This window comes from Arthrobacter sp. 9E16, assembly GCF_002929435.1.
GTDB lineage: Bacteria > Actinomycetota > Actinomycetes > Actinomycetales > Micrococcaceae > Arthrobacter_B > Arthrobacter_B sunyaminii.
Genome location: NZ_PJIU01000001.1, coordinates 691,572 through 705,152, shown reverse-complemented (window position 1 = coordinate 705,152; position 13,581 = coordinate 691,572). Strand labels below are relative to the sequence as shown.

Annotated in this window: 10 protein-coding genes; 8 read left to right on the top strand and 2 right to left on the bottom strand. The window is 65.5% G+C overall.

Annotated elements, in window-relative coordinates:
* Positions 1-186 precede the first annotated feature (186 nt).
* The 6 genes from CXR00_RS03300 to proC all read left to right on the top strand — a co-directional run bounded on the left by CXR00_RS03300 (position 187) and on the right by proC (position 9,393).
* Entirely contained in the window at positions 187-1,941 is a 1,755-nt protein-coding gene (locus tag CXR00_RS03300) for an FAD-binding protein (RefSeq protein WP_104053074.1), read from the top strand.
* Positions 1,942-1,990: 49 nt separating this feature from the next.
* A complete protein-coding gene (locus tag CXR00_RS03295) occupies positions 1,991-3,631 on the top strand; it encodes a methyltransferase (RefSeq protein ID WP_104053073.1) in 1,641 nt (546 codons plus the stop codon).
* 173 nt (positions 3,632-3,804) lie between these two features.
* Positions 3,805-6,540, top strand: coding sequence for a type I DNA topoisomerase (topA, locus tag CXR00_RS03290; protein WP_104053072.1), 2,736 nt, complete (start codon positions 3,805-3,807; stop codon positions 6,538-6,540).
* Between the two features lie 72 nt (positions 6,541-6,612).
* Positions 6,613-7,647, top strand: coding sequence for an exopolyphosphatase (locus CXR00_RS03285; protein ID WP_104053071.1), 1,035 nt, complete (start codon positions 6,613-6,615; stop codon positions 7,645-7,647).
* Positions 7,648-8,478, top strand: coding sequence for a sugar phosphate isomerase/epimerase (locus tag CXR00_RS03280; protein WP_104053070.1), 831 nt, complete (start codon positions 7,648-7,650; stop codon positions 8,476-8,478).
* A gap of 66 nt (positions 8,479-8,544) precedes the next feature.
* Complete coding sequence (gene proC, locus CXR00_RS03275; RefSeq protein ID WP_104053069.1) at positions 8,545-9,393, top strand: pyrroline-5-carboxylate reductase; 849 nt, start codon at positions 8,545-8,547, stop codon at positions 9,391-9,393.
* Positions 9,394-9,470: 77 nt separating this feature from the next.
* Here proC and CXR00_RS03270 read toward each other — a convergent pair whose 3' ends face one another.
* On the bottom strand, positions 9,471-10,139 hold the full coding sequence (locus tag CXR00_RS03270; protein WP_104053068.1) for a TrkA family potassium uptake protein: 669 nt from the start codon (positions 10,137-10,139) through the stop codon (positions 9,471-9,473).
* Positions 10,132-11,559, bottom strand: a complete 1,428-nt coding sequence (locus CXR00_RS03265) for a TrkH family potassium uptake protein (RefSeq protein ID WP_104053067.1) — start codon at positions 11,557-11,559, stop codon at positions 10,132-10,134. The genes CXR00_RS03270 and CXR00_RS03265 overlap by 8 nt, the downstream gene beginning before the upstream one ends.
* 154 nt (positions 11,560-11,713) lie before the next feature.
* Here CXR00_RS03265 and CXR00_RS03260 point away from each other — a divergent pair, with 154 nt between their 5' ends.
* Both CXR00_RS03260 and CXR00_RS03255 read left to right on the top strand, forming a co-directional pair.
* Complete coding sequence (locus tag CXR00_RS03260) at positions 11,714-12,922, top strand: acetoin utilization protein AcuC (protein WP_237685642.1); 1,209 nt, start codon at positions 11,714-11,716, stop codon at positions 12,920-12,922.
* Positions 12,923-13,005: 83 nt separating this feature from the next.
* A complete protein-coding gene (locus CXR00_RS03255; RefSeq protein WP_104053703.1) occupies positions 13,006-13,563 on the top strand; it encodes a helix-turn-helix transcriptional regulator in 558 nt (185 codons plus the stop codon).
* Positions 13,564-13,581: the final 18 nt, after the last annotated feature.

Below are 13,581 nucleotides of genomic sequence, written 5' to 3'. Positions count from 1 at the left end.
GTCGGTGCATGTTTCAGATCCTGAACTGAAACTGGACTCTAATTCACAAATGTGATGTAGGCAACACTTTGCTTGGTTGGGTTTTGCGGCCGGACCACTGATTTCCACTGAAAAGTCATCATGTAGCATTCGTCGCACCCCGGACGCTGACGTCCGGGACACGCGGACCCATAGGGGGAGCAGGCCATGACGCAGGAGCAGAGCACGCGAACGGGCACCACAAAGGACACAGCGCCGCCGGGGAGCGAAGAGTGGGACAGGATCGTAGACGTCCTGGTGGTGGGCACCGGAGCGGCAGCCCTCACCGCCGCTGTCACCGCGGCGGAGGATGGCCTGGATGTCCTGGTGGTGGAAAGCACCGATGTGTGGGGCGGCACCACTTCGATTTCGGGCGGGGGACTGTGGATGCCGAACAATCCGCTGATGGGCAGGGCCGGGGTTCCGGACAGTACGGAAAAGGCTCTCACCTACATGGAAACGGTGATCGACGATGTCGGCCCGGTGTCCTCCCGCGAACGCAAGCTGGCGTTCCTGAATGCCGTTCCCGACGTGGTCACCCTGCTGGGCACCCTGGGCGTGCAGTGGATGCGGTCCAAGGATTATCCCGACTACTACCCGGACAAACCCGGCGGCATGATCGGGCGTTCGCTGGAAGTCCGCCCGTTTGACACCAAACTGCTCGGTTCCTGGTTCAAGCAGTCCCGGGCCGCCAAATCCGGCATCCCGGTGCCGCTGATGACTGACGATGTCTGGGAGCTCTCCCGCGCCTGGTCCACGCCCGGCGGGTTCATCCGCGGTGCCCGTTTTGTTTTCCGGACCCTGGGCGGGCTGGCCCGCGGCAAACGGCTGTACGGTCTGGGCGGAGCGCTGTCCTGCTCCCTCATGCACATCGTGCGCCAGCAGCAGACACCGGTGTGGCTGTCCTCGCCGCTGACTGATCTGGTCCAGGACGACGACGGCGCGGTGGTGGGCGCCGTTGTCACCCGCCGCGGGCGCAGCATCCGCATCCGGACCCGGAAGGGCGTAATGCTGGGCGCCGGCGGATTTGCCCGCAACGCGCAATGGCGCAAAAAGTACCACGGGCTGGAGCAGGAGTATTCCTCTGCGCCGGAGGGGGACCGGGGCGACGTCATTGACCTGGTGGCCCAGCGCGGCGGAGCCCTGGCGCTCATGGACGACGCATGGTGGGGACCGTCCACGGTGGGTCCGGGCGGCGGAGTCGCGTTCTCACTCGCCGAGCGTTCCATGCCACACTCGCTGGTGGTGGATGCCTCGGGGCAGCGGTACCTGAACGAGTCCGAGTCCTATGTCGACTTTGGGCACCACATGCTTGAACGCAATGAGACGGTGACGGCCAATCCGTCCTGGCTGGTGATGGAGGCGCGGCACCGGCGGCGCTATCTGTTTTCTGCCATCATGGTCGGGAAGAAAAAGTGGGCTGCCGAGGGGCTGCTGCTGGAGGCTGGCACGGTGGAAGAGCTGGCGGAGAAGATGGGTGTTCCGGCGGCAGGTCTGGCGGCCACGGTGCAACGGTTCAACGAATTTGCACGGACCGGCGTGGACGAGGATTTCGGCCGGGGCAACACCGCCTATGACAACTACTACGGTGATCCCGGGGTAAAACCCAACCCGAACCTGGGCGCCCTGGAAAAGGGCCCGTTCACCGCCGTCCGCCTCTATCCCGGGGACCTGGGCACCAAGGGCGGACTGGTCACGGATCCGGACGCACGGGTGCTCCGGGAAGATGGTTCGGTGATCCAGGGACTGTATGCGGCAGGGAACACCACGGCCTCGGTCATGGGCCGGACCTACCCCGGGGCGGGAGCCACCATTGCCCCGGCTGCGGTCTTCGGTTATCTGGCGGCACGGCACGCGGCCGGGCGGCAGTCCGAAAGAGTGACGGATGAACGCGGCGAGCTGCAGGAGGTTTCTTCCCAGTAGCAAAACCCCTGTGTCCGGGCACCCGGCGAGCCAGCCATAAACTGGGGAGGTGACTGATTTCGCCGGTGTCCCGGATGCACCCCAGAGTTCCGACCTTCCCCTGATCCAGAGCCTTGCCGCGGATTTGGCGGCTGTCCGCTACACGGTGGATGGGGTGGCGGACTTCCTGGGGGAGTCTGCCGCCGCAGCCTTGGGCCGGGACCAGCTGGTACCGGCGGTGCTGCGCTGCCGTGAAGAGGCGGCCAAGGAAAACCCGGCTCCGGTTTCCGTCCTGATCCGGCTGTGGCTTGCCGGAGAAGAAGTGGAAGCGGCGCCGTTGGATGCCGCCCTGCCGCGGACCGGCACCCGCGGGCTTCTTGCTTTGGGGCTGGTCGAATCGGTGCCGGACGGAGGCTTCCGCGCCGCGGTTGACCTTCGCCCGTACGAAATCGACGATGACGCCGACGGCGCCAACCTCTGGGTCGCCAGCGATTTGGGTGCTCACCAGCGGCCGGGCGTCCTCCGCCACGATCACGTGCTGGGCATCGGACAGGCCTCGCTGAGCCTTGCACAGCTGACGATCCGCCGCCCGGTTCAGCGTGCCCTGGACCTGGGCACCGGCTGCGGGATCCAGGCTTTCCACCTCCTCCGCCACGCCCGGCATGTGACGGCAACGGATATTTCGGAACGGGCGCTCGCGTTCACCCGCTTCAACCTGCTGCTGAACGCGGGCGCGCTGGATCTGAATCCCCAGCGCCTGGCGGACCGGGTGGAACTGCGGGCAGGCAGCTTGCTGGAACCGGTGGCCGGAGAACAGTTTGATCTGGTGGTGTCCAATCCGCCGTTTGTGATTACTCCCCGCCCCCGGTGTGAAGATCCCGAGGACCGCTTCACGTACCGCGACGGCGGTTTGGCCGGTGATGAAATCGTCGCCACGCTCGTGCGCAGCCTGCAGGGCGTCCTGGTTCCCGGTGGAACGGCGCAAATGCTGGGTAACTGGGAGATTCAGGACAGTGATCTTCCCTACAGTGAGTCTCCGGAAACGCAGGAAAGCGGGTCCCCGAACTGGTCGGAACGGATCGAGTCCTGGCTGCCGGCGGAAACCGATGCGTGGGTGATCCAGCGCGAAATCCTGGAGCCCGCCGAATACGCGGAAATGTGGCTGCGGGACGCCGCGGAGAACCGGAACCGGGCCGAATACTTGGCCTCCTACGCCGCTTACCTCGAGGATTTCGCCTCCCGCAAGGTGCAGGCCATCGGCTTCGGATCCATCTTCCTTCGCCGCCGCTTGGCCCCGGACGCTGTTCCGCTGCGGCGTTTTGAGGAGATCACGCACCCGCTGGAACAGCCCGTTGGGCCGCACCTGGGCGCCGCCGTCGAGCGCTTTGACTGGCTGGCGGCGCATCCCTCGCTGGCGGAGGCGTACTTGGAGGTGGCCGACGACGTGACCGAGGAGCGCCACTCACGGCCGGGGGCGGAACATCCCGGCGTCATCCTGCTGCGCCAGGGAGCGGGACTGCGGCGTACGAATCTCATGAGCACGGAACTGACCGGCTTTGTCTCCGCCAGTGACGGAGAGCTGTCCGTGGGACAGATCATTGGAGCGCTCGCGGTGCTGCTGGACCGCCCGGAACCGGAGTTTGCCGCCGGGCTGGAAGCCGAGGTCCGCAACCTGGTCCTGGACGGATTCCTGGTTCCCGCAGCCAATTGACGTCCGCAGAAGGACCTCCGGCTTTTCGGTAGGCTCGTCAATAAGTCCTATTCAATGCGGCTACCCTAGTGCTGGGGCATCCCGCATACTGTCTGAGGATGAATCGGGCCAGGCAGCAGAGCCCGGCCACAACAACCCATACTTTGAGAACCACCTTCGTACGTAGGAGAACAGTGCCAGTTAAGGCGACGGACAAGAAGACCGGCAAGAAGAAGCTTGTAATTGTCGAGTCTCCGGCCAAGGGCAAAACCATCGCCGGGTATCTCGGCGAGGGTTTCGAGGTGACGGCGTCCATGGGACATATCCGTGACCTTCCGCAGCCCTCCGACCTGCCTGCCGAGTTGAAGAAGACAGCCGTCGGCAAGTTTGCCGTGGACCTGGATAAAGACTTCGAGCCCTACTACGTGGTCTCCGCGGACAAGAAGAAGAAGGTTGCCGAGCTCAAGGCTGCCCTCAAGGACGCCGACGAACTCTACCTCGCAACTGACGGTGACCGTGAAGGCGAAGCCATTGCCTGGCACCTGCTCCAGGTGCTCAAGCCCAAGGTTCCGGTGCACCGCCTGACCTTCCCCGAAATCACCAAGGAAGCCATCCAGCGTGCGCTGCTGGAAATGCGCGACGTCGATGTTGCCATGGTGGACGCCCAGGAAACCCGCCGCATCCTGGACCGACTCTACGGCTACGAGATTTCCCCGGTGCTGTGGCGCAAGGTGGCCCGCGGCCTGTCCGCCGGCCGCGTGCAGTCCGTCGCCACCCGCCTGGTGGTGGAGCGCGAACGTGAGCGCATGGCCTTCCGCCCGGCGTCCTACTGGGACCTGCTGGGCACCTTTGCCACCGGCGCGGCCGAATCCTTCAAGGCCAAGCTGGTTTCCGTGGACGGTGCCCGCGTGGCCACCGGCAAGGACTTCAGCGACCTGGGCGAGCTCAAGGCCAAGTCCGTGGCCCACCTGGACGAAGCGGCAGCCACCTCGCTGGCAGCGAACCTGGAATCGTCGTCGTTCACGGTCCGCTCCGTGGACACCAAGCCGTACACCCGCCGTCCGGCCGCTCCGTTCACCACCTCCACCCTGCAGCAGGAGGCCGGCCGCAAGCTGCGCTACTCCTCCAAGGTGACCATGCAGGTGGCCCAGCGGCTGTATGAAAACGGCTACATCACCTATATGCGTACCGATTCGCCGGCGCTGTCGGACCAGGCAATCAACGCCGCCCGCCGCCAGGCCTCCGAACTGTACGGCCCCGAATACGTGCCCGAAGCGCGCCGCGTGTACAAGGGCAAGTCCAAGAACGCGCAGGAAGCCCACGAGGCCATCCGCCCCGCCGGTGACTCCTTCCGCACCCCGGCGCAGGTCGCCTCATCACTGCGTGGCGACGAGTTCAAGCTGTACGAACTGATCTGGAAGCGCACCGTCGCATCGCAGATGGCCGATGCCAAGGGCTCCACGGCGTCCGTCCGCCTCGGTGCCGTGGCCTCCGACGGCCGGGACGCCGAGTTCTCCGCCTCCGGTACCGTCATCACCTTCCGCGGCTTCATGGCCGCCTACGAGGAGGGCCGCGATGCGGCACGCGACGACGACGCCGAGGGCACCGAGGGTGCACGCCTGCCGGTCCTGAAGGCCGACGATGCGCTGACCGCAGCCGAGCTGAACGCCGTCGGGCACGAAACATCCCCGCCGCCGCGCTACACGGAAGCGTCGCTGGTGAAGGTGCTCGAAGAGCTCGGCATCGGCCGTCCGTCCACCTACGCGGCCACCATCTCCACCATCATGGACCGCGGCTACGTCACCAACCGCGGCCAGGCGCTGGTGCCGAGTTGGATCGCGTTCTCCGTGGTGCGGCTGCTCGAAGAGCACTTCACCGACTACGTGGACTATGACTTCACGGCCGAGCTGGAAGAGGATCTGGACCGCATTGCCCGCGGCGAAGCCGGCCGCGTGGAGTGGCTGAACCAGTTCTACTACGGCGACCGCGTGGACACCGGACTGCACACCATCGTGAACGACCTCGGCGAAATCGATGCCAAGGCCATCAACTCGATCGAAATCGCCCCGGGCATCACCCTGCGCGTGGGGAAGTTCGGCCCGTACCTGGAGCGCCCGCTGCCCGCGGACGCACCCGAAGGCACCGAGCCGGAGCGCGCCAACGTCCCGGAGGATCTGGCCCCGGATGAGCTGACCGCCGAGAAGGCGATCGAGCTGATGGAAACGGCCGGGCCGGAAGAGCGAGTCCTGGGCGAGGATCCGGAAACCGGGCGCACCATCGTGGCCCGCAACGGCCGCTACGGCCCGTACGTCATCGAGCTGATCCCCGAGGTCACAGCCGAGGAACTGGCGAATCAGCCGGTGGAGTATTACAAGAACGGCAAGCCCAAGCCGCCGAAGAAGCCCGTAAAGCAGAAGCCGCGCACCGGATCGCTGTTCAAGTCCATGAGCGTGGACACCGTCACGCTCGAGGAAGCGCTGAAACTGATGAAGCTCCCGCGCGTGCTGGGCACCGACGCCGAGGGCAACGAGATCACCGTGCAGAACGGACGCTTCGGCCCGTACCTGAAGAAGGGCACCGACTCCCGTTCCATCGGTTCGGAAGAGGAAATCTTCACCATCACGCTGGAACAGGCGCTGGAAATCTATTCCCAGCCCAAGCAGCGCGGCGGGCGTCAGGCAGCGGCTCCGCTGGCCGAGTTCGGCACCGACCCGGTCTCCGAGAAGCCGATTGTGGTCAAGGACGGACGCTTTGGTCCGTACATCACCGACGGCATCACCAACATCACGGTGCCGCGGTCCACTGCGATTGAAGAGCTGACCCGTGAGCAGGCCATTGACCTGCTGGCGGAGAAGCGCGAAAAGGGTCCGGCGAAGAAGCCCGCCGCCCGCAAGCCGGCAGCCCGCAAGCGCGCACCCGCGAAGAAGTAGCCCGCGAAGAGCGCAGCCGCCGTACGGCGGCTGCGTTTCAGAGCGGCTGTGTTTTGAGCGGATAATGGGGTTATGCGATTAGGCGTGCTCGACATTGGCTCCAACACCGTCCACCTCCTCTTGGTGGACGCGCACCCGGGTGCGCGGCCGTTGCCGTTTGCCTCCCACAAGCGTCCGCTGTCGCTGATAGCGCATCTGGACGACGACGGCGCCATCACCGAGGCGGGGCAGCGCGAGCTGATCAATTTCGTCGCCGAAGCCGGGGACTTTGCCCGCCGGCACCGTGCCCAGGACCTCCTGGCATTCTGTACCTCGGCCATTCGCGAGGCGGCCAACGGTGCGGCCGTGCTGGCCCGGGTCGAGGCCGAAAGCGGTGTCCACCTGCGTGAACTCAGCGGTCCCGAGGAGGCGTCCCTAACGTTCCTGGCTGTCCGCCGGTGGTACGGCTGGGGCGCCGGGACACTGTTGGACCTGGACATTGGCGGCGGGTCCTTTGAAATGGCGCAGGGGGCCGATGAGCTGCCCGAAACGGCGCTGTCGCTTCCCCTGGGCGCCGGCCGGCTGACTCGGGACTGGCTGACGGGGGATCCGCCCACGGCCAAAAGCATCAAGAAGCTGCGCAAGTACATCCGCGGTGAGGTCCGTGAGGCTGCCGCGGAATTTGAACGGCATGGCCGGCCTGACCTCGCCGTGGGCACGTCCAAGACCTTTCGGTCACTGGCCCGGATTGCCGGTGCCGCGCCTTCCGCGGACGGCCCCTATGTCCGTCGGCGCCTGCAGCGCACAGACTTGGGACTGTGGACCAAACGGCTGGAGACCATGAGCATTGACGACCGCAGCAACCTCGGCGGAGTGTCTCCGATCCGTGCCGCCCAGGTGCTGGCCGGCGCCATGACCGCCCATGCCGCGATGGAGGCCTTCGACCTGCCGGTACTGGAGATTTGCCCGTGGGCCCTGCGCGAGGGACTGATCCTGCAGCGTTTTGACACTCTCCGCTTTGAATCCGACGGGCCGCTGCCCGACACTCCGCGAACTGAGACCACCCCTCAAGTCATGGAGTCCGGCACCGGAGCCGGACGCAGCCTTATCTACGGAAAGTCCAACTGAATGCCTTCTTCACCCCACACTCCACCGGCGGAGGAAAGCGGCGCCAAAGTCATTCCGGTGGCCCTCTCCAGCGCTTCCGTCTATCCGCTGTCCGTGCATGACACCTTCGCCGTTGCCCATGACCTGGGCTATGACGGGGTGGAAATCATGGTTACGGGAAACAGCGACAGCCAGAACCCGCAAATCCTGAACGGACTCAGCGAGCGTTATTCGCAGCCCATCCTGGCTATTCATGCGCCCACACTGCTGCTCACCCAGCAGGTGTGGGGCAAGGCCTGGACCAAGATTGAACTCTCCGCCGCCATGGCCGCGGAAGTGGGAGCCACCACGGTGGTGGCTCATCCACCGTTCCGCTGGCAGTCCGGTTATGCCGAGAACTTCGCCGAAGGCGTGCGGCACATTGCCGAGCAGTACGGCGTCACCATCGCGGTGGAAAACATGTATCCGTGGCGGGTCCGCGGGCGCGAGGCCAAGGCCTACCTGCCGCACTGGAATCCGATTCCGGAACCGTACGAGCACGTCACCTGGGACTTCTCCCACGCGGCCATCGCCGGCATGGACTCCTATGAGGAACTGCGCAAGCTCGGTCCCCGACTGCACCATGTGCACCTCACCGACGGCACACCCAACGGCCGCGACGAGCACATGCTTCCCGGAGAAGGGACGCAGCGCTGCGCCGAAGCCCTGCAGTATCTCAGCGAAACCGGCTTTGACGGCGTCGTGGCCATTGAAGTGAGCACCCGGAAGGCCAAGGGGGCGGGGGAGCGGGAGGACCAGCTGAAGCAGACGCTGGACTTCGCGCGGATGAACCTGGGACAGATTTCGGAATAGCCTGCTTCTTATGAGCCGCTTGTCACGGAACATGGCAGCGCGCAGTGCCGTGACAGAATCGAAAACATGGATACCGGAGAAACCCACCTGACCTTTCTGGGCTGCGGCTCAATGAATGAAGCCATCCTGAGCGGAATCCTCGCCGGCGGGCTGCCGGCCGCGCAGGTGACGGCCACCGTGCGCCGTCCCGAACGGGCAGCCGAGCTGCGCGAACGGCACGGGATCACCGTGCTCGCCGGCAATGACGACGCCGAGGCCAACCGCACCGCCGTGGCCGGCGCCGACGTCGTCATCATCGGGGTCAAGCCCGTGGGCGTCGCAGCACTGCTGGAGGAGATTTCCCCCGCTCTGCCCGGCGGCGCCGTTGTCATCAGCGTGGCTGCCGCCGTGTCGCTGGAAATGCTGGAGGCGGGCCTTCCCGCCGGACAGCCCGTCATCAGGTCCATGCCCAACACACCCTCCAAGGTGGGGCGCGGCGTGGTGTCGATCTCGGCCGGAACCAGTGCCACCGAGGCAACAATGGCGCTGGCCGCCGAGCTGCTGTCGGCCACCGGCCGCGTGGTGCAGGTTCCAGAGGACCAGGTGGACGCTGTGTCGGCGGTCAGCGGATCGGGCCCCGCTTATGCCTTTTACCTGGCCGAGGCCATGGCCCGCGCCGGCGTAGAGCTGGGCCTGGACCCTGAGCTTTCAACAGTCCTGGCGCGGGACACCGTTGCCGGCGCCGGATACATGCTCGCCGAGCCCGGCGCCGACGCAACCGCCCTGCGCCGCGGCGTGACCAGCCCCAACGGCACCACCGAAGCAGCCATCCGGACTTTCGACGAGCAGGACCTGCCCGGTGTCATCGCCCGGGGAGCGCGGGCCGCAGCGGAACGGGCAGCCGAAATCACGGCGGAGCTTTCAGCCAAGAAGTAGCACTTCGGGCAGGGGTTGCCTCAGCGTCCCGGACGGACCTCCCGGTGTGCGGATTGATGCCTCGGCACCGCACAGAGCTACGGCCGGGCCGCGAACCGTTCGAGCAGGTCCACGTGGCCGGAGACGATGAGCATGTCGCGGGAGGAAACCCTGGTGTCCGCGCGGGCATAGGTGAAGTCCTCGCCCGGGGACTTCACCCCCACCACCGTGACCCCGTATTTGGAACGCACGTTGGACTCTCCGAGGGTGAAGCCCTGGGTCTCGCGCGGCGGGTACATCTTCACGATGGCGAAGTCGTCGTCGAACTCGATGAAGTCCAGCATCCGCCCGCCCACCAGGTGAGCGGCGCGCCGGCCGGCGTCGGCCTCCGGATAAATGACGTGGTTGGCACCGATCCGGGTGAGGATCTTGCCGTGCGCGGAGGTGATGGCCTTGACCCAGAGATGCTCGATACCCAGGTCCACCAGGTTAACGGTAATCAGCACGCTGGATTCGATGGAGGTGCCCACGCCCACGACGGCGGAGGAAAAGTCCTGCGCGCCCAGCTGCTTGAGGGCGTCGATGTTGGTGGCATCGGCCTGGACCACATGGGTGAGAATGCCCGAGGCCTTCTGGACCAGGGTGGGATCCCGCTCGATGGCCAGAACCTCGCGGCCCTGCTTGACCAGCTGTTCGGCGGTGGCGGAGCCAAAGCGTCCCAGTCCAATCACCAGAACCGGAGCATTGTGAGCTGGTCTGTCAGCCAATGATCGGCCTTTCTTCGGGGTAGTGGTAGAGGGTGCTGCGCTGCCGGATTGCCAGTGCTGCGGCCAAAGTGATCGTACCCACCCGGCCGGCGAACATGAGGGCGGACAGCAGGTACTTCCCTTCCGGCGGCAGCACTTCGCTCAGTCCAATACTCAGCCCGCAGGTGGCAAAGGCGGAAATTACCTCGAAGAGCACCGGCTGCAGTGTCTCCTCCGTAATGGCCAGCAGCGCAACAGTGGAAACGGCCACCATGGTGGCGCCGAGGATAACCACCGAGATGGCCACCCGCATGGCGCTGTAGGCAATGGTGCGGCCGAACGCCCGGACATCAGAATCGCCCCGAGCCTCCGCCACGATGGCGAGGAAGATGACGGCCAACGTGGTGACCTTGATGCCGCCAGCCGTGGACGCCGACCCGCCGCCGGCAAACATCAGCATGTCAGTGATCAGCAGCGTGCTGGAATCCAGATCGGACATGTTCACCAGGCTGAAGCCGCCGGAGCGGGTCATGACGGATGCGAAGACCGAATGCAGAATCCGGTCCGCCACATTCATGTCTCCGATGGTGCGTGTGTTGAACCATTCGAAGGCCCCCCACAGAATGCTGCCGCCCACGAGCAGGATGCCGGTGACCAGCAGGGTGAGCTTGGTGTGCAAATTCCATTGACGAAGGTGCAGCTTGCTTTGCAGCAGGACCATGATGACCGGAAAGCCGAGGCTGCCGAGGAAAACCCCGACCATCAGGGGAATCAGGATCCAAAGGTCCTCGTCATAGGGCACCAGGCCGTCCGAATGCGGAGTGAAGCCCGCGTTGTTGAAGGCGGACACCGAATAAAACACCGCATGCCAGATGGCCTGGCCCGCGGATTCACCCAGGATCATGAACCGCGGCGCCAGAATCACAGCCAGGATCAGCTCGATCGCCACGGTGGTGCTGACGACGATGCGGAGCAGTGAACCAACTTCACCCAGCCGGCCGGTGTTCATGCCTTCCTGTGCAATCAGCTTTCCGCGCACTCCGAGCCGCCGGTTAACGGCCAGAGCCAGCAGGGAGGCCATGGTCAGGATTCCCAAACCACCCACTTGGATGGCGATCAGGATCAGGACCTGCCCAAAACCGGACCAGTGCGTGGCGGTGGAAACCACGGTGAGTCCGGTGACGCAGACGGCCGATACTGCAGTGAAGAGCGCATCATGCAGGGGAGTGACCTGCCCGGTGCTCGAGGAAGCCGGCAGGGACAGAAGCCCGGTGAACACCAAGATGACCAGGGCGAAGACGATCAGAGCCAGCCGGGCCGGGGAGCCGGCGGCGACTGCATCCACAAAGTCACGCAGGCCGGAGAACACCTTGGAGGGCTGCAGTTGCCGAAGCTGCCGCAGGCGTTCCCGGGGCTCCCGGTGCTGCCGGATGGTTGCCATATTCGTGCTTGTTTCCTTGGTGACAGGTGATTACGGGTTGGGCGCGCGGTGCTCAACAGTAGTACACCACCGATGCGGTGCCGAAGCAGCGGACCGGGATGCTCCCGCCGCGTACAAACTCCAAGTATCGCGCACATCGCGTAGCCTGTTCAGCATGATCAACCGCGGACTGAGTCTTCCGGTCATGCCAACCCGCATCATCTGGCACGAGTCCATGCTGGCCTACAACTTCGGTGCGGGCCATCCCATGAGTCCGCTGCGTCTGGACCTCACCGCCAGGCTTGCCCGCGAGCTGGGAATCTTCGACCTGCCGGGCGTGTCCGTGGGGGAGCCGTTCGTTGCCAGCGACGCTGAGCTGGGCACCGTCCACGGCAGTGATTACATTGCCGGCGTCCGTGCCGTCAGCGCAGACCCCACGGCGACCAGCGAGAAGTTTGGGCTGGGAACCGAGGACAACCCCGCTTTTGCCGGCATCCACGAGGCCAGCGCCCGGCTGGCGGGCGGCTCCCTGGCAGCTGCGGACGCCATCCTGTCCGGAGAGGTGCTGCATGCGGTGAATTTTGGCGGCGGCATGCATCATGCCGCGGCCAGCCGCGCCTCCGGCTTCTGCATTTACAACGACGCCGCGGCCGCCATCGCCCGCCTGCTGGACAACGGTGTCAGCAAGGTCCTGTACATCGACGTCGACGCCCACCACGGAGACGGAACCCAGAGCATCTTCTGGAATGACCCGCGCGTCATGACCATTTCCCTGCATGAGACGGGCCTGACGCTGTTCCCCGGCACGGGCTTCGCCAACGAGACGGGCGGCCCCGGAGCAGAAGGAACCGCGGTCAATGTGGCGCTGCCGGCCCGGACGTCCGATGCCGGGTGGCTGCGGGCCTTCCACGCCGTGGTTCCGCAGCTCGCGGCTGCCTTTGAACCGGAAGTGATCGTCAGCCAGCACGGCTGCGACAGCCACCTCCATGATCCGCTGACCAACCTCCGCCTCAGTGTCGAAACCCAGCGGCAGGCGGCCCTCACCATTGCGGACCTTGCCAACACCATCTGCGGAGGCAGATGGATCGCCACAGGCGGGGGCGGCTACAACGTGGTGTCAGTGGTTCCGCGTTCCTGGAGCCTGCTGATGTCCGTGGCGGCCAACGGCAGGATCCGCAGCAACACGCCGGTTCCGGAACCGTGGCGTAAGTATGTGAAGGAGCACTACGGAGAAGACTCCCCGCCGATGATGGGTGACGGCGTGGAACTCTGGTGGCGGTCCTGGGAAGTTGGTTATGATCCCAACGACGAGATTGACCGCACGGTGATGGCTACCCGCAAAGAGGTTTTTCCGCTGCACGGACTCGATCCCTGGTTTGATTAGCAGCGCGCGGCCGGGACGGGACGGGAACCTGCCCGAGTCCGCCAAAACCGGGCTTTCCCCGGGGAACGGATAAAGTGGGTGTCATGGTCATCGATGATGTTTTTGCGGTCATTGCGGAAGGCACCCGCCGTGAACTGCTGGGAGCGCTGCGCAGCGGAGACAAATCCGTGGGCACACTCGTGGAGGAGCTGGAAGTCAGCCAGCCCACTGTGTCGAAGCACCTGAAGGTTCTCCGTGAGGCTGGTCTGGTCAGCATGCGGGCCGAGGGGCAAAAGCGCTATTACTCGCTGCAGACAGCTCCGCTGGAGGAGATTGTGCTGTGGCTGCGCGCCTTTGACCTGCCCTCGTTCTCGGCGGCATCCGCTGCAGACTCCCGGCTGGCGGCGTCCGTAACCGCGGGATCGGCAGTTGCGCCCTCACGTCAGGCAAGGCCGCTGTTCACCGGCCGGCCAGGGGCGCCGGATCCCCGTTCCGCAGCGGCGGCCTCAGCCGCCGCGCTGGAGCCCGGAAGTGCAGAGGCATCACCTGCCGGCGTGGATCCGGCCCTCGCACCCCATCTGGGCCGCACTGTGGGCAGGGCTGCGGAACGCGCCGCAGACCTGCTGGGGCAGTTCCCGAAGTTCCGGCGTCGCCGCTCCTAGCCCTTCTTTCGCCGTCAC